Annotated in this window: 20 protein-coding genes and 1 pseudogene; 9 read left to right on the forward strand and 12 right to left on the reverse strand. The window is 69.2% G+C overall.

Going from position 1 to position 18,552, the window contains the following annotated elements; all coding sequences use genetic code 11:
• Positions 1-22 precede the first annotated feature (22 nt).
• Entirely contained in the window at positions 23-919 is an 897-nt protein-coding gene (locus AB0J95_RS40690; RefSeq protein WP_364770380.1) for a diiron oxygenase, read from the reverse strand.
• 59 nt (positions 920-978) lie between these two features.
• Here AB0J95_RS40690 and AB0J95_RS40695 point away from each other — a divergent pair, with 59 nt between their 5' ends.
• Together AB0J95_RS40695 and AB0J95_RS40700 are read left to right on the forward strand one after the other, a co-directional pair.
• A complete protein-coding gene (locus tag AB0J95_RS40695) occupies positions 979-1,671 on the forward strand; it encodes a TetR/AcrR family transcriptional regulator (protein WP_364770382.1) in 693 nt (230 codons plus the stop codon).
• Positions 1,672-1,673: 2 nt separating this feature from the next.
• On the forward strand, positions 1,674-1,973 hold the full coding sequence (locus AB0J95_RS40700) for a DUF4873 domain-containing protein (protein WP_364770693.1): 300 nt from the start codon (positions 1,674-1,676) through the stop codon (positions 1,971-1,973).
• A gap of 58 nt (positions 1,974-2,031) precedes the next feature.
• Here AB0J95_RS40700 and AB0J95_RS40705 read toward each other — a convergent pair whose 3' ends face one another.
• Both AB0J95_RS40705 and AB0J95_RS40710 read right to left on the reverse strand, forming a co-directional pair.
• The gene (locus tag AB0J95_RS40705) at positions 2,032-2,262 is read right to left on the reverse strand and encodes a DUF3107 domain-containing protein (protein ID WP_364770384.1); all 231 of its coding nucleotides are present in this window, start codon (positions 2,260-2,262) and stop codon (positions 2,032-2,034) included.
• 41 nt (positions 2,263-2,303) lie between these two features.
• Positions 2,304-2,975, reverse strand: coding sequence for a ferritin-like fold-containing protein (locus tag AB0J95_RS40710; protein WP_364770385.1), 672 nt, complete (start codon positions 2,973-2,975; stop codon positions 2,304-2,306).
• A 261-nt stretch (positions 2,976-3,236) separates the two neighbouring features.
• On the opposite strand from AB0J95_RS40710, the gene AB0J95_RS40715 reads away from it, so the two are divergent.
• The 3 genes from AB0J95_RS40715 to AB0J95_RS40725 are packed head-to-tail and all read left to right on the forward strand — an operon-like array spanning position 3,237 to position 7,172.
• Positions 3,237-4,877, forward strand: coding sequence for a DEAD/DEAH box helicase (locus AB0J95_RS40715; RefSeq protein ID WP_364770387.1), 1,641 nt, complete (start codon positions 3,237-3,239; stop codon positions 4,875-4,877).
• Positions 4,878-4,920: 43 nt separating this feature from the next.
• On the forward strand, positions 4,921-6,309 hold the full coding sequence (locus tag AB0J95_RS40720; protein WP_364770389.1) for a hypothetical protein: 1,389 nt from the start codon (positions 4,921-4,923) through the stop codon (positions 6,307-6,309).
• A complete protein-coding gene (locus AB0J95_RS40725) occupies positions 6,306-7,172 on the forward strand; it encodes an alpha/beta hydrolase (RefSeq protein WP_364770391.1) in 867 nt (288 codons plus the stop codon). The genes AB0J95_RS40720 and AB0J95_RS40725 overlap by 4 nt, the downstream gene beginning before the upstream one ends.
• Here AB0J95_RS40725 and AB0J95_RS40730 read toward each other — a convergent pair.
• The 4 genes from AB0J95_RS40730 to AB0J95_RS40745 form a co-directional block, all read right to left on the reverse strand.
• Positions 7,169-7,558 (reverse strand): hypothetical protein, encoded by a 390-nt coding sequence (locus AB0J95_RS40730; protein WP_364770393.1) that lies wholly within the window; start codon positions 7,556-7,558, stop codon positions 7,169-7,171. The two genes, AB0J95_RS40725 and AB0J95_RS40730, sit on opposite strands and share 4 nt — an antisense overlap.
• A 1,058-nt stretch (positions 7,559-8,616) precedes the next feature.
• The gene (locus AB0J95_RS40735) at positions 8,617-9,450 is read right to left on the reverse strand and encodes a PD-(D/E)XK nuclease family protein (RefSeq protein ID WP_364770395.1); all 834 of its coding nucleotides are present in this window, start codon (positions 9,448-9,450) and stop codon (positions 8,617-8,619) included.
• Positions 9,451-9,460: 10 nt separating this feature from the next.
• Positions 9,461-10,060, reverse strand: coding sequence for a MarC family protein (locus AB0J95_RS40740; RefSeq protein WP_364770694.1), 600 nt, complete (start codon positions 10,058-10,060; stop codon positions 9,461-9,463).
• Positions 10,061-10,127: 67 nt separating this feature from the next.
• Complete coding sequence (locus AB0J95_RS40745) at positions 10,128-10,826, reverse strand: DUF998 domain-containing protein (protein ID WP_364770396.1); 699 nt, start codon at positions 10,824-10,826, stop codon at positions 10,128-10,130.
• A 150-nt stretch (positions 10,827-10,976) separates the two neighbouring features.
• Between AB0J95_RS40745 and AB0J95_RS40750 the strand changes: the two genes are divergently transcribed.
• Both AB0J95_RS40750 and AB0J95_RS40755 read left to right on the forward strand, forming a co-directional pair.
• Positions 10,977-11,300, forward strand: coding sequence for a YciI family protein (locus AB0J95_RS40750; RefSeq protein ID WP_364770398.1), 324 nt, complete (start codon positions 10,977-10,979; stop codon positions 11,298-11,300).
• 2 nt (positions 11,301-11,302) lie between these two features.
• Positions 11,303-13,192, forward strand: coding sequence for an RNA polymerase sigma factor (locus AB0J95_RS40755; protein ID WP_364770400.1), 1,890 nt, complete (start codon positions 11,303-11,305; stop codon positions 13,190-13,192).
• Between the two features lie 135 nt (positions 13,193-13,327).
• On the opposite strand, the gene AB0J95_RS40760 is transcribed toward AB0J95_RS40755, so the two are convergent.
• The 3 genes from AB0J95_RS40760 to AB0J95_RS40770 are packed head-to-tail and all read right to left on the reverse strand — an operon-like array spanning position 13,328 to position 14,967.
• Positions 13,328-14,197: a PHP domain-containing protein gene (locus tag AB0J95_RS40760; RefSeq protein WP_364770696.1), complete on the reverse strand. Its 870-nt coding sequence runs from the start codon at positions 14,195-14,197 to the stop codon at positions 13,328-13,330.
• 26 nt (positions 14,198-14,223) lie between these two features.
• A complete protein-coding gene (locus tag AB0J95_RS40765; RefSeq protein ID WP_364770402.1) occupies positions 14,224-14,784 on the reverse strand; it encodes a PH domain-containing protein in 561 nt (186 codons plus the stop codon).
• Positions 14,785-14,802: 18 nt separating this feature from the next.
• Positions 14,803-14,967, reverse strand: a complete 165-nt coding sequence (locus AB0J95_RS40770; RefSeq protein ID WP_364770404.1) for a hypothetical protein — start codon at positions 14,965-14,967, stop codon at positions 14,803-14,805.
• Positions 14,968-15,110: 143 nt separating this feature from the next.
• Between AB0J95_RS40770 and AB0J95_RS40775 the strand changes: the two are divergent.
• Positions 15,111-15,529: pseudogene (locus AB0J95_RS40775) on the forward strand (NUDIX domain-containing protein).
• 2 nt (positions 15,530-15,531) lie between these two features.
• On the opposite strand, the gene AB0J95_RS40780 reads toward AB0J95_RS40775, so the two are convergent.
• Positions 15,532-16,626, reverse strand: a complete 1,095-nt coding sequence (locus AB0J95_RS40780; RefSeq protein WP_364770406.1) for a DUF2332 domain-containing protein — start codon at positions 16,624-16,626, stop codon at positions 15,532-15,534.
• Positions 16,626-17,129: a MaoC family dehydratase gene (locus AB0J95_RS40785; RefSeq protein ID WP_364770408.1), complete on the reverse strand. Its 504-nt coding sequence runs from the start codon at positions 17,127-17,129 to the stop codon at positions 16,626-16,628. Before AB0J95_RS40785 ends, AB0J95_RS40780 begins: the two co-directional genes overlap by 1 nt.
• Before the next feature lie 306 nt (positions 17,130-17,435).
• Between AB0J95_RS40785 and corA the strand changes: the two genes are divergently transcribed.
• Entirely contained in the window at positions 17,436-18,512 is a 1,077-nt protein-coding gene (corA, locus tag AB0J95_RS40790; RefSeq protein WP_364770410.1) for a magnesium/cobalt transporter CorA, read from the forward strand.
• The last annotated feature ends 40 nt before the right edge of the window (positions 18,513-18,552 follow it).

Genomic DNA, 18,552 nt, shown 5'->3' on the forward strand with positions numbered 1-18,552 from the left:
CACGTCTGCCGAATGGCCGGTTCTAGATAAGGTGAGCGGCCTTCCACCACCGCATTCCCGGCGCGCCAACCAGCCCGGCCTCGCCGAGGAACTTCATGATCCGCTCGCCGGACCATTTCAGCGTTTCGTGGAAGTGCGGGTTGCCCGCGGCCGCGCGCATCGCCTCGGCCCGGTCGAGCCCGACCGCCGAGTAGACCCGCGGGTTGATCAGGCTGCGGGTGATCGCGTACGACACCAGCGCGATCAGCAGCCGCTGGTAGGGCAGCTCCCATTTGCGCAACTTGGCCATACCGCGCACGACCTCCTCGCGGGCGAAGGTGACGTGCCGGGCCTCCTCGAGCACGTGGATCCGGTTGACCATCCGGACCAGCGGCTGGACCTGGGGGTCGGCCATGGACTCGCGCTGGATGCGGTCCAGGATCTCCTCGGCGACCAGGATCGACCCGTACAGAGCGGGCCCGTAGCCGATCACCGGCAGCATCCGGCCGAGCCGGTGCAGGATCTTCGGCGGCCCGTACGCGGGCACGCCGACCTTCTCGATGGCCCGCGCGAACATCGTCGAGTGCCGGCACTCGTCGGCGATCTCGGTCAGCGCGTACTGGGCGTGCCGGGAGGTCGGGTCGGTCCTGTAGACCTCCTTGAGCAGCATCTGCATCAGCAGCACCTCGAACCAGATGCCGTTGCTGGCCACCGAGGCGACCTCGTGCTTGCCGAGCTCGATGCGTTGTTCCGGCGTCATCCGGTCCCAGAGTTCGGTGCCGTACAAGGAGATCCGGTGTTCCGGCGTGTAGGGCAGCCCCTCGGCCAGCGGCGCGTTCCAGTCGATGTCCACCTCGGGGTCGTAGAACTTGTCCGCCGAGGAGTTCAGCAGCCGTTCGGCCGTCTTCTCGCGGTCTGCACTCTTCAGTGCGCGGCTCATGGAACGCCTCCTCCATGTGTAACCCGAAGTAACAGTTACTTCTGGTAGCATGCTCCGCCATGGGCGAAGGTGTCAAGGACGCGCGGCGCGAGCGGTGGCGTGAGCACCGGGCGGCGCGGCGGGCCGAGTTCGTCGAGGCCGCGTTGCGGGTGCTCGACCAGCACGGGCCCGACCTGGCGATGGAGGACGTCGCACAGGCCGCCGGGGTGACCAAACCGGTGCTGTACCGGCATTTCACCGACAAGGCCGACCTGTTCGTTGCCCTGGGCCAGCGCGGCACCGAGATCCTGTTCGAGCGGCTGATCCCGGCGATCAACAACGAGGAGGCGCCGGTCCCGCGGATCCGCAAGTCGCTGGACGCGTTCTTCAGCGTGATCGAGGACTACCCGAACCTGTACCGGCTGCTGGCCCGCCGCTCGTTCGGTGACCGTCCGGTCGACGCCGACCCGGTCCGCGACGACAAAGAGATGATCGCGGCGGCCCTCACCAGCCTGTTGGGCGACTACATGCGCACACTCGGTCTCGACTCGGGCGCGGCCGAACCGTGGGCGTACTCGATCGTGGGCATGGTGCAGACCACCGGCGAGTGGTGGCTGGAGCGCCGGTCGATGAGCCGCGACGCGATCGTGGAGTACCTCACCACGATCATCTGGGCGGCGATCGACGGGTTCCTGCGCCAGCACGGCCTGCAGATATCCCCGGACAAACCGTTCGAAGTGAACAAAGTGGTCCAGCTGAGGAGGGTGCAGTGACCATGGACGAAGGCGAAGAGGGCTACACCGGCCCCGCGACCCTGACGATCGGCGACGCGTCCCTCACGGTGGACGTGTCCCTTCGCGGCCACTTCCAGCCCATCGACGGCTACTACCACTGGTACGGCCGCGTAGCCCCCCACCAGGAACTGACCGACCTCCTCGCGGGCAAGAAATCCCCCGCGCACCTCACCACACCCCAGGGCGAGGCCACCGGCGAACTGTCCGACCCAGACCCCTGGAACCGCTACCGGATCACCGGTACCAGCCGCCCACCCTTCACCCTGGACACTCAGGCCTGAAGACAGGTGAAAGAAGCCGTGCGAACCGGGGTTCGCACGGCTTTCACACCGTTGGGTGTCAGGACTTGACTGAGAACCCGACCTTGCGGGTGTCGGCGGTGCCGATCTCCACGTAGGCGACGCGGCCGGCCGGGACGATGTAGCGGCGGCCCTTGTCGTCCACCAGCGTCAGCTGGCCCGAGGGGTTCTTCAACGCGTCGGCCACCAACGCCTCGACCTCGTCCGGCGTCAGGTTGCTCGTGATGGTCAGCTCCCTGGGGCTGTCCACCACGCCGATCTTGACCTCCACGCTGACCTCCACACGAAAATGCGCTCGTTACCGGTTGAACACTATCCGAGTCCGAGGGCTGTCATCCGTTTGCCGTGCGCCTGTTGCAACCGCCGGAACAGCGCCGCGATTCCGGCGAGGTCGCCCGAGCCGGTCAGGATCAGCTCGGTGAGGCCGTCGCGTTCGGCCACGATGTACTGGGCCTGCGTCAATCCTTCGCCGAGCAGCCTGCGTGCCCACAGCGTGAGCCGGTCGCGCAGCACGCGGTCGGCCTCGCAGGCGGTCTTGACTTCGCGCTCAGCGAACGCCGAGTGCCCCGTGTCGGCGAGCACATCGAGCACCAGCTGCTTGGTCGACTCGTCCAGCCAGTGAGCGAGCTGGCTGTAGAGGTCCGCCGCGAGCCCGTCGAACACGTAGGCCTTCACGATCGACTCGTGCCAGCTGCGCGGCGGGGTGGAGGCGTGGAACGCCTCGAAGTGCCGGACGAACGGGTCCATCGCGTCCTGCGGCGCGATCCCGTGCGCGAGCAGGTACCGCTCGATCTTGGCGAAATGCCCGATCTCCGCCGCGGCCATCTCCGACAGTGCGGCGCGCCCGGCCAGCGTGGGGGCCCCGCGCGCGTCCTCCGCCAGCCGGTCGAACGCCGACAGCTCGCCGTAGGCCAGCACGCCCAGCAGGTCGACGACCCCGTCCCTCAGCACGACCGGCTCCGCCACCGATTCAGCCTCGCTCATGGCGGTGAGCGTATCTGTACTACACCCCAGGTAGACTCGGCGTGACGCCCGGCGTACCTAGCGCTGTGAGGCGACACTGCAAGAGACGTGACGGCACGTCCGAAACGGCCGGTCACGTGGAGGGTGTGTGCACGCTCGCGGCCCTCCCGCGCCCACCAAGGCAGCGGTCGAGCGGCCCTGTACCAGGGGCAGTGCGCACTGGTCTAGAGAGAGGCGATCACCCTGAGCTTGACGGAAAGCGACCACAATCAACCGAACACTTTGGACCCAGTAGCGCTGGAGCACAGCGAGGCCGGGGTCCCCGATCTGGACACGTCCCACCCGCTGAAGGCCGGCGCGCCGGTCCGCGGCGACTCCCCCACCTTCGCCGAGTTCGGCGTCAAGGAGGAGATCGTCAGGGCGCTGACGGCGGCCGGCATCGAGCGCACCTTCGCGATCCAGGAACTCACGTTGCCACTGGCCATGGCCGGCGAGGACATCATCGGCCAGGCGCGCACCGGCACCGGCAAGACCCTCGGGTTCGGCGTGCCGCTGCTGCACCGCGTGCAGACCCCGGGTGACGGCACCCCGCAGGTCCTCGTGGTGGTGCCCACACGTGAGCTTTGTCTCCAGGTCACCCACGACCTCACCGACGCGGGCAAGCACCTTGGCGTGCGGATCCTGGCGATCTACGGCGGCCGCCCGTACGAGCAGCAGATCTCCGCGTTGCGCAAGGGCGTGGACATCGTCGTGGGCACCCCGGGCCGCCTGCTCGACCTGGCCGAGCAGCGCCACCTGGTGCTCGGCAAGGTCCGCGGCCTGGTGCTGGACGAGGCCGACGAGATGCTCGACCTGGGCTTCCTGCCCGACATCGAGCGGATCCTCGGCATGGTGCCCGAGCAGCGGCAGACCATGCTGTTCTCGGCGACCATGCCGGGCCCGATCATCACCCTGGCCCGCACGTTCCTGCGCCAGCCGACGCACATCCGCGCCGAGGAGAACGACGTCGGCGCCATCCACGAGCGCACCAAGCAGTTCGTCTACCGGGCGCACTCGCTGGACAAGATCGAGATCATCGCCCGCGCGTTGCAGTCCGAGGGCCGTGGCCTGTCGATGATCTTCGCCCGGACCAAGCGCACCGCGCAGAAGATCTCCGACGAGCTGACCGAGCGCGGGTTCGCCGCCGCCGCGGTGCACGGCGATCTGGGTCAGGGCGCCCGTGAGCAGGCGCTGCGCGCGTTCCGCTCCGGCAAGGTGGACGTGCTGGTGGCCACCGACGTGGCGGCCCGTGGCATCGACATCGACGACGTCACGCACGTGATCAACTTCCAGTGCCCGGAGGACGAGAAGACCTACGTGCACCGGATCGGCCGCACCGGCCGCGCGGGCCGTGAAGGCGTCGCGATCACGCTCGTCGACTGGGACGAGGAGTACCGCTGGAAGTCCATCAGCGATGCCCTCAACCTGGGCAAACCCGAGCCGGTGGAGACGTACTCGACGTCCGATCACCTGTTCGCCGACCTGGGCATCCCGGCGGACTCGACCGGCGGGCTGCCGGAGGAGCAGCGCACCCGCGCCGGCCTGGACGCCGAGCCGGAGGAGGACCTGTCCGGCGGGCGCAACAAGCGCCGCCGCCGCGCTGGCGGGGCGCGCAAGCGCACGTCGTCGGGGTCGTCCAAGCCCGCGACCGTCGAGGCGCCGCCGTCGGACGACGAGGAGCGGCCCCGCCGGACTCGCGCGCGGCGCCGCCGTCGTGCGGGCGTCGAGGTGACCGGCACGGCTCCCGAGGAGGCTCCGGCCACTGCTACCGCCGCCGCGGCACCCGCCGAGGACAAGGCGTCCGACACGGCCGATGGGCCGCGTCGCCGCCGTCGGCGCCGCAGTGGGGTCGAGGTATCGCCGGACACCGCCGACGGCTCCTGAGTACGTTTGAGGCACTGAGGTACCGCGAGCTAGGAGGAACGGCGTGCCGGAGTCGGACGGGCACGAGCCGGACGCGCCACCGTCGCCGTCGGAGGACGTTCTCGACGGACCGGTGCCCGAGGAGCCCCGCCGGGGCCCGAGGACGTCGTTCCACCGGCCTCGGGACTTCATCGCGGTCGTCGTGCTGGTCGTGGTCGTCGTGGCCGGGGGCGTGCTGATCGGCACGTCCAGCGACATCGCGGCGACCACCTCGCAGACCGCACCCGACGGCATCGTCGAGGTGCCCGCGGAACCGGCCACGCTGCCGCCGACGTTCGGTGAGACTTGGCGGGCGGAGAGCGGGGCCACGCCAGTGCCCGTCGTCGCCGGTGGGACGGTCGTGACCGGCAACGGCAACGAGGTCATCGGCCGCGACGCGCTGACCGGTGAGCAGCGGTGGCGTTATGCCCGGAACATCCCGTTGTGCACGGTTTCGACCGGGTGGCAGGATGCCGTCGCCGTGTACCGGCGGACCGAGACGGACCTTCCGGACGGCGCTCGCTACAAGGACGGGAACTGCAGCGAGGTCACCACGCTGAAGAGCGGCAGCGGCGAGCGCGACCGCCAGCGCAACGGCGACGCCGAGCTGGGCACGCGGCTGTTGTTCGACGGCACGCACATGACCGCGACCGGCAAGCGGCTGATCAACACGTGGCGCAGCGACATGGTGCTCACCATGGAGTACGGCAGCGTCCCGGACCCGGTGAACCCCGGCAAGCAGCCGCGGCCGGACTGCAACTACGGGTCCGTCGCGGTGGCGTCCGGGCGGATCGGTGTGATCGAGCGGTGCCCGTCCAAGACGGACCCGACGGTGTTCGACAACGACCGGCTGTCGGTCTACAAGCCGACCGCGAAGGACAGCGACAGCCCACAGGTCGACTTCAGCATTCCGTTGGGCACCACCGGTTCCCGCATTCTCGCGGTCACCGAGCCGCGCACGGACTGCGGGGACACCTGCCCGAAGTACGTCGCGGTCGCCGAGCCGAACCCGTCGCGGATCGAGGTGTTCGACGCCACCGGCAAACCGGTCGCCTCCTACCCGGTCTCGGTACCGGACACGGACTTCAAGGGCGACCCGCCGGGCGAGGCGGTGTGGTCCACCAAGGGCACCGCCGCGCTGTTCTGGTTCACCGGCAGCAAGACGATCGCGCTGTCACTGACGGATCTGCATCCGATGTGGACGGTCGACGACACGCTCGGGCCGGGCGCGGTGATGGCCGGGTACCTGCTGGTGCCGGTCAAGGACGCGATCGCGGTGATCGACCAGAACACCGGTGCCCGGGTGGCGACCGCGCCGGTGAACCGCCAGGGTTACACCGGGCCGGTGCAGTCCGCGGTGGTCGGCCCGATCCTCCTGGAACAGCGCGGCTCGACCTTGGTGGCACTGCGATGAACCTGTACCAGCTCACCCCCTGCCGGGCGACGCGCGTCGAGCTGACCGGCCGGTACGGCTCGGTGCCCGCGTTGCGGTGCCCGGCGTCGGCTGATGCTCCGATCATCCTGCTGGTACCGGGTTACACGGGGTCCAAAGAGGACTTCGCGCCACTGCTGGACCCCATCGCGGACGCCGGTCTGGAGCCGATCGCCATTGACCTGCCCGGCCAGTTCGGGGCGGGCGGGCCGCCGGATCCCGACGCGTATCTGCCGACGCCGCTGGGTGCTGTGGTGTCCGAGCTGATCGGCAAGCTGGCCGCGGATGGCCGACCTGTTGTGCTGCTTGGGCATTCTTACGGTGGCTTGGTTTCGCGGGCTGCTGTGCTCGCCGGTGCTCCGGTTCGGGGGCTGACTTTGTTGAGTTCCGGGCCGAGTGAGCTGCCGGCCGGGCCTCGGCGGCAGATGCTCGACCTGGCCGAGCAGGTGCTGCAGACCCACGGGCTGCCCGCGTTGGTGCAGATGCGGGACCTGATGGAGCGGCAGAACCCGGTGTGGGCGGCGCAGCCCGACGCGTTGAAGGACTTCTACCGGGACCGGTTCCGGTTGACCAGCCAGGAGTCCTTGGTGGGGATGGCGATGGGGTTGCGGTCCGAACCGGATCTCGTCGAGCCGCTGGGCCGCCGGTTGGAGACGCTTGGCGCGCCTTGCCTGGTCGCGTGCGGTGCCGAGGACGACGCCTGGCCGGTTTCCACGCAACGCGACATGGCCGAACGCCTCGACGCCGACTTCGCGGTCATCCCCGACGCCCGCCACTCACCCCCGACCGAGAACCCCCAGGCGCTGCTCAGCGTCCTGTTGCCCACCTGGCGAAGCTGGCTTTAGGTCCACCAGAACAACACCAGCAGCCCAACAACCACAGCCCCGACGCCCAGCCCAGCCACCAACGCACCCCTCCCCGTGCGCCGGTCGACCTGCCGCTGGGCGAAAACAGCCAGCCCCGCCCCCACCACATGCCCGACAAGCACCACAACGCCCAGCCCGGGCACCCCGCGCGACCACGAAATCACTTCCAGCACAAGCACAACCGCCGCGAGGATCACCACCCCCGCGGCCATCGCCCCGGCCAGCTCACGCCAGAACCCTGACCGCTTGGGAGGTTCCGGAGCAGCGCTCGCCGACTTGTGCTCGGGGAAGGGAACGGTCGCCGAGTTGTCGGCGCCCGGCTGCGCACCGGCAAAAGGCTGCTTGTCCGCCGCGGGCCAGGCCACCCTCTGCCCACCCTCAGGCAAATTCACCGTTGCACCCTCCGCAGCGCCTCCCGCAGCCCGATCAGCCTCCGCCGCCGCACGCCCACCCGCCTGTCCAGGCAGACTCACGGTCGTCCCCTGAGCGGAACCCGCCGCGTCCCGATCGCTGCCGCTGGAACCGCGCCCAGGCAGGCTCACAGTCTTGCCCTCAGCAGAGATCCGCGCCGCCGACCGCCGAGCGCCCCTTTCGGCATCTCGCCGCTCCGAGCCGTCGCGATCCACCCCGCCAGCCTCAGCAGCCGCGCGCCCACCACCCGCCTGCCCCGGCAGACCTACGGTCGCCGCCTCACCAGAACCCGCCGCACCCCGATCCGCACCCCCAGCAACCCGGCCAGGGAGACCCACCGTCCTGCCCTCAGCGGAGGCACGGGCTGCCGAAGGCCGGGCACCTCTCGCCCTCCGCTCAGCACTTGACCGCTCGCCCTCATCAGCAGCGACCGGCTCCGCCGAAGGCCAGGCGCCCCTGGCTTCCGTCTCAGCACCTCGCCGCTCAGGCCCCTCGGCAGTGTCCCGATCCGTCCGGCCAGCGTCAGCAGCCGCGCGCCCACGACCACCTGCCTGCCCCGGCAGACCTATAGTCGCCGCCTCACCAGCACCCGCCGCGCCCCCGGAACCCCGGCCAGGCAGGTCCACGGTCCTGCCCTCAGCAGAGATCCGCGCCGCCGAAGGCCGGGCAGCCATTGGCTCTCGTCCGGCATCCGAGCGGTCTCCCCCGTCGGCACCGGCACGCTCGACTGAGGGCCGGGCAGCTCTCGCCTCCCGCCCAGCACCCCACCGCTTGTCGCCATCAGCTGCGGGCCGGGCAGCCCTCGATTCCGGCCGCTCCCGCCCCGCACTCGAGCGCCCGCCGCCTTCAGCGGCTTCAGCCGAAGGCCAGCCGCCTTTTGCTTGCGGCGCAACAGGTGGCTCACCGGCGGCCTTGGCGAGCGGGGTGGTTTCCGGGGGTGTGGGCGCGGGGGTGGGTGGGAGTTCGGTGGTGGCGAACTCGTCGGGGTGGTGGTGGGGGTCGTGGGGTGGCCTCACTGCGGAAGCAACCCCCAGGGGGTGATGGGTGGGCCGGCGGCCTGGCCTTCGGGGCAGTGACGGCGGAAGTCGCACCACGCGCACTGCCGGCCGACCTGGGGTGGGAACAGCACCTCGGGGTCCCCGCCGGCCTGGAACGTGTCGGTGGCCAGCTGGAGCTCGTCGGCGGCCTCCTCGGCACGCGCCTGGTGGCGGGCGAGGGACTCGTCGGTGTGCTCCCACTCCGCGACGGTGCCGGACGGCAGGTGGTGCAGCTCGACCTTGCGGCACGCGCGGCGCAACGTGCGGGTGGTCGCGATGCAGTACATCGCCAGCGCCTGCGAACCGCGCGCGTCGTCGGTGGTCAGCACCGAGCGGCCGGTCTTGTAGTCGACGATGACCAGCTCGCCGTCGCGGTCGTCGATGCGGTCGACCCGGCCCTCGGCCACGATCGTGCCCGCGGGCGCGGACACCCAGCGCTCCAGGCCGACCGGGTCGATGGACACGTCGGTGGACGCGAGGTAGTCCGAGACCCAGCCCTGGGCGCGCGAACGGAAGACGGCGGCCTGCTCGGCGTCGGCGAACCCGTCGTCCTTCCAGTGCGTGGTCACGAGCGCCGCCCCCGCCTCGGGGGTGCGCTTCGCCAGCGGTAAGTCGAAGAACGCGCGCAACGCGTTGTGCACCACGGCACCCAGGGTGCTGTGGGCATACGCGCCGCCACGCGGGAGCGTCGGGCGGTCCACGTACGTCATCCGATAGCGGCGCGGGCAGTCCGCCCACGTCGCGAGCTTGGACGGGGTCACCCGCACAAGCTTCTTCGGCATGCTGTCGAAGCCAAGCTGCCCTTGCACGAACACCAAGTTACCCGGACCCACCGACAAAGCCGCGCACCGAGTCCGCCAGCAGCTGCACGGCTATCGCCGCGAGCAACAGACCAGCGATCTTGGCGAGCAGGACGATCCCGGACTCCTTGATCAAGCGGATGACCACACCACTGAACCGCAGGCAGATCCACAACAGGAAGTGCACAGCCAGAATGGCCGCACCCAAAGCCACATAGGCTCCAGTACGGCCGTCCGCCTGACGGACGAACACGATGGTGGCCGCGATCGCACCAGGTCCGGCCAGCAACGGGGTTCCCAGCGGCACCAAGGCGACGTTGACGTCCTCGACCACCTCGGGCTCGGTCGTCCCCCGCCCGGTCAGCAGGTCCAACGCGATGAGCAGCAACAACAACCCGCCCGCGCCTTGCAGCGCCGGGATTCCGATGTGCAGGTAGGCCAAGATCGCTTGCCCGCCAACGGCGAACAGGGTGATGACAGCGAGCGAGACGAGGACGGCCTGTCGTGCCGCCCTCGCCCGTGCCAGTCTCGGTTTGCGCCCGACCAGGCTGAGGAACACCGGGATGGTGCCCGGCGGGTCCATGATCACCACCAGGGTGATGGTCGTCGCGGTGAACATCCGCGGGTCGAACAAGTCGGTGAGCGCCACGGGCCCATCCAAACAGGACAGACCCGTGGGACGCACTTCAGCGGTGCTCAGCTGCGACAAACGACACCCACAGCATCGCGGCGATCGCGCCGGCGGCCAGCGCCAGCGAACCCGCGGGGCTGCCGCTCATCGCATAGAGGTCGCCCACCAGCAACGCCGTCCCGGCCACCCGCGAGGCGACGGCCTTCCGCCGGTCACCGGCCTTGCGGTACCGGCGGCCCAGCACGTAGCAGGCGGCGATCAGGGTGCCGAACGAGATCGTCCCGGCGGCCATGTGGCCGTAGCTGTGCCACGTCAGCGGCGCGCCGAACGGGTCCATCACGAAGAACCCGGCCGCGACCATCCCGGCGCCGTTGACCGCCAGCAGCCGCGGCGCCCACCCGCCGATCGCCCGCCGCAACCCCACGGAACCGAGGATCGTGAGCACCCCGGCGACCACGAAGTTCAGGACCTGGATCCACCCGGACGGGCCGATGCTCAACGCGCTCAGCGGCTGCTGGGTGAGGTCGAACCCGGGCCGGACGGCGGCCTGGGCAAGGGAAACAGCCGCCCACAGCGGCGAAGCGACCGCGCCGCAGGCAAGGAGGGCACGGGTCGCGGGCCAGGTGCGCCCCGCCGCGCCGGAAGCCGCCGGGCGGGTGGTGGTGGGAGCAGCGGCGCTGTCGGTGGCGGCCGGGGCAGCGGAGCGGGAGGTGCTGGTGGGAGCGGTGCTGGGGGTGTTGGCGATGGCGGTCATGGTCTCTGCCCTTCTGGGGTTCTGCGTGGATTCGGTTCTCGCCATCACGTCGTCCGGGTAATCTGACAGGGAATGGATGCGTTCCCTGTCACATCGGCTTGTTCGACGCGTTGGCGCAACCACCCAGACCGGGAACCAGAGGAGACAGCGATGCGCTACCTGATGATGTCGATGGCCAGCGACTACGCGCCGGACGACAACCTGTACGTCGAGATGGGCAAGTTCATCGAGGAGATGACCACCGCGGGGGTGCTGCTGGCCACCGGCGGTCTCGACCCGAACGGCATCGAGATCACCTCTTCGGGCGACGAGATCACCGTCACGGACGGCCCGTTCGCCGAGGCCAAGGAGGCCGTGGCCGGGTTCGCCCTGGTCGAGGTCCGCTCGAAGGAGGAGGCGATCGAGCTGGGCCGGCGGTTCCGGCGGATCGTCGGTGACGGCAAGAGCGTGATCCAGCAGGTGTTCGGGCCCTGAGGATGGACGCCCACCGCACTGTCGACGCCGTCTGGAAGCTCGAGTCCAGCCGGATCATCGCGGGCCTCACCCGGATGGTGCACGACGTGGGCCTCGCCGAGGAGCTCGCCCAGGACGCGCTGGTGGCGGCGCTGGAGCGGTGGCCGGAGTCGGGCGTGCCGGACAACCCGGGCGCCTGGCTCATGGCCATCGCGAAACGCCGGGCGATCGACCACATCCGCCGCGCGCAACGGTTCGAGGAGAAACAGGAACAGCTCGTCCGCGACCAGGACACGCAGGAGCCCGAAGACGACGACGTCCTGCGCCTGATGTTCATGTCCTGCCACCCGGTCCTCCCGACGGAGGCCCGGGTGGCTTTGACGTTGCGGCTGCTCGGCGGCCTGACCACGGCCGAGATCGCGCGCGCCTTCCTGACCACGGAACCCGTTGTCTCCCAACGGATCGCGGCGGCCAAGCAGACGCTCGCCGCGCAGCACGTCCCGTTCGAGGTCCCGTCCGAGCTGGACGCGCGGCTGAACTCGGTCCTCGAAGTGGTCTACCTGATCTTCAACGAGGGCTACTCGGCGACCTCCGGCGACGACCTGATGCGCCCCGGACTGTGTTTGGAGGCAAGGCGGTTGGGCTGGCTGCTCGCCGCCGCCGCGCCACGGTCCGCCGAGGTGCACGGACTCGTTGCCCTGATGGAGATCCAGGCGTCGCGAGAGAAGGCGCGAACCGGCCCGTCCGGCGAACCGGTGCAGTTGCACGAACAGAACCGCGGCCGCTGGGATCAGCTGTTGATCCGCCGCGGGTTCACGGCGATGTTGAAAGCACGCGAGATCGGTGGCACGCCTGGCCCATACGTTTTACAGGCCGCGATCGCCGTCTGCCACGCCCAAGCCCGACGCGCGGAGGACACCGACTGGGTGCAGATCGCCGCGTTGTACCAGGCATTGGTCCGGCTGCTGCCGACACCGATCGTCCACCTGAACCGCGCTGTGGCCGTTGGCATGGCTCATGGTCCGGCGAGCGGGCTGGAACTGGTCGACGCGTTGACGGCGAACCGGCACCTGCAGGACTATCACCTGCTGCCAGGGGTTCGCGGTGACCTGCTGCTGAAGCTGGGACGGCTCGCCGAAGCACGGGTGGAGTTCGCGCGGGCCGCCTCATTGACCAAGAACGTTGCCGAGCAAGCGTTTCTGCTCCGCCGGGCCGCCGCGATCCCGGCGAGGACCGGACCAGCGCTCGTCGAGTCCACAAAGGACTACCTGGAAACCCTGGACGCGGTCACGAGAAGGTCCTACGCGCAGACCCTGAACCGGCTGTGTTCCCGGATCGGGGACATCCCGTTGGCAGACCTGACCAAAGACCAGATCGAGGGCGTGTTCGAGGTCAGCTGGGGAAAAGCGGCCGCGCGGACGTGGAACCGCCATCGGGCCACGATCCGGTCCTACCTCGCCTGGGCCGGTCTCGACCTCGAACCGGACCTCCCGCGGCGCGCCGAGGACACGACCACACCGGAACCCCTGACGCGCGAGCAGATCGACGAGGCCTGCAGCCAGGCTCCGTTGCGGGAACAGGCGTTGTGGTTGTTGCTGCACGAGTCCGGCGCGGCCGTCACCGCCGTGCTCGCCCTCGACGTCGAGGATCTCGACCTCGACGATCGCCGCGCGACATCGGGCGTGAGCTGGCGTTCGGCCACCGCACGGCTCCTTCCGGAGCTGCTCGGCGACCGCACGCGCGGCCCGCTGTTCCTCGCCGACCGCAAACCCGGCCCCGCCCGGCTCCCGGACGCGGCCGACCTCTGCCCCACCACCGGCCGATCCCGCCTCAGCTACCCCCGGGCGGAACGCCTCTTCAAACTGGCGACCGGCCACACCCTCCACCAACTCAAACCCGCCAAACACCCCTGATCCCCCGCGTGTCCCACGTTCACCGCCGCCGTGTCCCACGTTCGCCGATACCGAAATCTCCGCTCGCGCGGACGAATGCGGAACACAGGGTCGGCGAACGTGGGACACGGGGTCGGCGAATGTGGGACACGCGGGTCAGCCGGTGATGAGTGGGGTGCCGGTGGTGTGGGCGACGAGGGCCTCGAAGGCCTCCGGGGACGTCGAGTCCTGGCCGATCCGGATCGTCTTGTTCGTCCCGTGGTAGTCGCTCGACCCCGTCCGGACCAGCCCGAGATCGTCGGCCAGCGCGCCCAGCTGAGTACGAGTGGCCAGGTCGTGGTCGGGGTGGTCGACCTCGAGACCGGTCAGCCCCGCACCGGCCAGCTCCTTGATCACCTCAGCGGTCACCGTCGGCCCGCGGTGGTGCGCGAACGCATGCGCCAGCACCGTCACCCCGCCGGCGTCGGCGACCATCTGGATCGCCGTGTGCACGGGGGTGTCGCGGCGGCTGACGTGGTAGCGGCCGCGTGAGTTCAGGAAGAACTGGAACGCCTCGTCGACAGTCGCGACCATGCCGGCCTGCACCAGCGCCATCGCCAGGTGCGGGCGGCCGGCGGGCGAGTCGGGCGGCAGCGAGGCCATCAGGGCGTCCGGATCCACCGGATAGCCGTCCTCAGCCATCCGGCGGGCCATTTTGAGCAGGCGGGACCGCCGTTCCGCGCGCAGCCGGGACTGCTCGGTCACGATGGCCGGCGCCAACGGGTCGAACAGGTACGCCAGGAGGTGGACCGTAGCCGTCCCGCCCCTGCCGTTCGGCGAGGTACAGGACAGCTCGGCGCCACGCACCAACGTGAGCCCGGGCGTCAGCGCCGCCGCTGCCTCGGACCAGCCGGCCGTGGTGTCGTGATCGGTCAGCGCGATCACGTCGAGGCCGGCCGAGGCCGCGGCGGACATCAGCGAAGCAGGCGTGTCGGTGCCGTCGGACACGGACGAGTGTGTGTGCAGGTCGATGACCACGCATCCAATGATGCTGGATGCGGGTTCACCGATCGTTAACCGTTCGCCTTCTTGCCCAGGGCGGCCTTGCGGGCCTTGATCATCGAGAACCGCTCGGCCTGTGCCTTCTTGTCGCCGAACACCAGCTCGGAGATGGCGTCGTAGACCTGTTCCGGCTTGGGCAGGTAGTTGATCCGGTTGAGCGCCTGGATCTGGCCGGCCGACTCCACGATCATGGTGCCGTAGCCGAACAGCCGGCCCACCCAGGACCGCTCGTAGGTGAGGTCGGTCACCTTCCCGATGGGCATCATCAGGACTTTCGTGGTGAAGACCCCGGTGGTCATCATGAACCGCTTGTCCGTGACCACGATCCGCTCCACCCACCAGTCAAGGACCAGGTAGGCGAACCGGAGCAGCACGATCAAGGCGGCGTACCAGAGGATGTTCTGGATGAGCCACATCCCGGGCGGCAGGACGTAGGACACCATCACGGCGACGGCCAGCAGCGCCGCCGTCTCGAAGATGTCCCACGCTAAGGCGGCCCAGTGCCTGCGCACCCTGATGACACGTCGTTCCGAGTCGAGCAGGTACTCGTCGGGATCCCTGGGCGCGAACATGTGTCCAGTATCTCGTGCCTAGCCGCTGAACACACTACGCACGAACAAAATGACCGCCTCCGCCGCGTCCTTGAGCGTGTTGATGATGTTCGTCACGATGCCCGCGGACTGCGTCGGTTGAGTAACCAGGAAGAACACGAGCAAAGCGATTCCGGTCAACACGAGAATTTTCTTCGTGTTCACGATGACCAACCCCGTCTCTTCTTCGCACCCAATGGCGCCTGTTGAAAAGGTTGTACCGCACTAAGCGGTCGGCTGACGAGAGTTGTACCGCACCTGGTCCAGCGGGTCGTGGGATGAATCCTTGATCGCTACGCTGCGTGTTCATGGATACTGGTCAGATTCGTAAGATCAGGTGTGTCGGTGGGGTGATGCACGACACACAGGGGCGTCTCCTGCTGGTCCAGCGGGGGCACGACCCAGGCAAAGGCCTCTGGTCGATCCCGGGCGGACGGGTCGAACCGGGCGAGTCGGACAGCGAGGCCGTGGTCCGTGAGCTGGTCCAGGAAACCGGACTGACGGTGACGGTAGGCCGTCTGGTCGGCACCGTCACCCGGCCGGCCGGGTGTACGAGATCCACGACTACGAGTGCCAGGTCACGGGCGGGTCGCTGACCGCGGGCGACGACGCCGCGGACGCCGCCTGGGTCGACCTGGAGGCGTTCACCACACTCGAACGGACGAATTTGCTCACACTTGGACTGGCTCCCACATTGCGGGAGTGGGACATGCTTCCCCGCGCATGAATCTAAAGCCACACAAGGGTTTGCCCGTGCGCGCCGGTGCGTCCCAGGAAGCGGGCGGAAGGGGCCCCAGCGGCCCACTGGACGACCGCGAGCAGTCCCCAGCTGCTGTCCAGCGTCTGCACGAACTCCGTGCGTTCTGGGGCCAGGTAGGCCATCGCACCGCGGTAGTGGTCCTGGGTGACCCACCACAGCGGCCGCTGGGCGGCCAGTGAACCCAGCGCCTCGATGAACGCCTTGCGCCGCTCGTCCGGCAGGTAGGGCATCACGTGGCTGGTGATCACCACCAGCGGCAGGTCGGCGGGCACGTTCGCGGCCGCCGCGGCCAGGTCGTCCACGGCGTCGCCCGCGACCAGCGCGGGCGGGTCCTTGCGCTGCAGCTCCGCGGCCACCCGCAGCCGCCGGGAGCGTTCCGGCTGGTCGGCCCAGATGCCCGCCTCCAGCCAGGCCAGCTCCTCCTCGTCGGCCAGGTCGATCGGCCGCCGGTCCAGCCCGATCTTGGCGCCGACCACCAGCTTCTTCGGCAGCCGCGGCATCGGGGCGCCGGAGACCGCGCAGGTCAGCACCAACGGGGTCTTCGCCGGGCCGGCGTTGACCTGCTCGCCGTCCTCGTTCTGGTAGCGGAAGCCGTAGCGGTCGATGCCCAGCAGCAGCCCGCCGCTGCAGCCCACTTCCAGCAGCCCGATCGGACCCTTGACCTGCTTGGCGACGTCCGCCAGCGCCGGGAACAGGGTCGTGGCGCGGCGGACCTCGTTGGTCTGGGTGGTCCGGGTGGCGATGAGCTCGGTCATCTTCCCGGCGCGCTCGAGCACGAAGGAGCGGAACAGCGGCCACACCCGGTCGTCCGGGCCGAAACTGCCGCCCATCGTCAGGTAGTAGTTCGCCAGCTCGATCCACGGCTCAGCCTGCACCAGGCGCTGTGCCGCGGTGAAGAACAGCGTGCCGTGGGCGAACTGGTCGGGCGCCGCGGTGAGCAGGGCCGCTACCTCGTCGTCCTCGGCGGCGTGGCCGGCCAGCAGCTCGTACAGCGGCGAGATGCCGGCGGCCTCCTCGGTGGCGAAGTGCCGCAGCCGCTTCTTCGCGAGCTCGAGCGCGGCCATCAGGCGTGCGGCTCCGGACGGCCCGGCTGCTCGCCGCCGCGGGCCTCACCGTAGGAGAGCTTGGGAACCATCACCTTGCGACGAAAGACACACACGACTGTTCCGTCCTGTTTGTACCCACGTGTCTCCACGTAGACCACCCCACGGTCGTCCTTGGACTTCGACGGCGTCTTGTCCAGCACCTCGGTCTCGCCATAGATGGTGTCACCGTGGAACGTCGGTTTCACGTGCTTCAGCGACTCCACTTCAAGATTAGCGATCGCCTTGCCGGACACGTCGGGGACCGACATGCCCAGCAGCAATGAGTAGATGTAGTTCCCGACGACGACGTTCTTGCCGAAGTCGGTTGTCTCCGCCGCGTAGTGCGCGTCCATGTGCAGCGGATGGTGGTTCATCGTCAGCAGGCAGAACAGGTGGTCGTCGTACTCGGTGACCGTTTTGCCTGGCCAGTGCTTGTAGACAGCGCCAACCTCGAATTCCTCGTAGTACCGGCCGAACTGCACTTGAACTACCTCCGTGTAACGCTGGAGCTGGGCGTGGACGACAGTGTGGGTGCACCGGGAGTATCCTGTGCAACTGGTGTGTGAGCGACCCAACGCTCACACAGGCCCGGCCTTGGGAGGTGAGGACGTTCCGTGAGTGGCACAGATAGCGCACCGAGTACCAGCAGCGTCCCCTCCGGCAGGGCCCTTTAGCTCCTTCGACAGGCCCCTGGAGTACCGGCCGGGACGCTTGCGGCCGGAGGTCTGGACCACAAGTCCCCTCCGGCGCGTCGCACGCCCGGAAGCTCGACACCCAGGGAGGCCATCATGGCTGCGCTCCGTCCGCTCGGCGGTCTGCGCGGGAACAAGGACCGCCGCACGTCCGCGCCGATCCCGATCCCGCTGTCGGCCTATGTCGTCAACTGCGGGGTGTACCGGGATGGTGAGCGGCTGCCCGGGCGGTGGACGCACGCCGAGGCGATCGCCGAGGTTCGCAAGCGCGGCAAGGGGTTCGTCTGGATCGGCCTGCACGAGCCGGACAGCGAGCAGATCAAGGGCATCGCGGAGACCTTCGGGCTGCACGAGCTGGCGGTGGAGGACGCGGTACAGGCGCACCAGCGGCCCAAGCTCGAGCGCTACGACGACACGCTTTTCATGGTGCTCAAGACAGTCCGGTTCGTCGAGCACGATTCTCCCGACACCACCAACGAGATCGTCGAGACCGGCGAGCTGATGGCGTTCCTGGGCCACGACTTCATCGTCACGGTGCGGCACGGCAACCACTCCGGCCTGGCCACCCTGCGGACCGAGCTGGACAACGAGCCCGAGCGCCTCAAGGTCGGCCCGGCCGCGGTGCTGCACGCCATCGCCGACAAGGTGGTGGACTCGTACCTCGACGTGTCGGAGAAGTTCGAGGACGACATCGAGGACATGGAGGCGCGGATCTTCGCCCCCCGGTCCCAGGTCAGCTCCGAGCAGATCTACCTGATGAAGCGCGAGGTCCTCGAGCTGAAGCGCGCGGTGACCCCACTGGCCAACCCGCTGCGCCGCCTCGCCGAGGGCTACACCCCCCTGGTCCCCGAACAGGTGCGGTCCTACTTCCGGGATGTCGACGACCACCTCACCACCGTGGCCGAGCGCGTCACGGCGTTCGACGACCTCCTCAACACCCTCGTCGACGCCACCCTGGCCAAGATCACGCTGCAGCAGAACACCGACATGCGCAAGATCACCGCGTGGGCCGCGATCATCGCTATCCCCACGATGGTCGCGGGTGTGTACGGGATGAACTTCGAGTACATGCCCGAACTGCACTGGCAGTTCGGGTATCCGGCCGTGGGCCTGCTCACCCTGCTGGTGTGCCTGTTCCTGCACCGGGTTTTCCGCCGCAACCGATGGCTCTAGCCGGGCCCCAGCGCCCGGCTCCCCCGAGTCCCCATCGGAA

The organism is Actinocrispum sp. NPDC049592 (assembly GCF_040675465.1).
Taxonomy (GTDB): Bacteria; Actinomycetota; Actinomycetes; order Mycobacteriales; family Pseudonocardiaceae; genus Kibdelosporangium.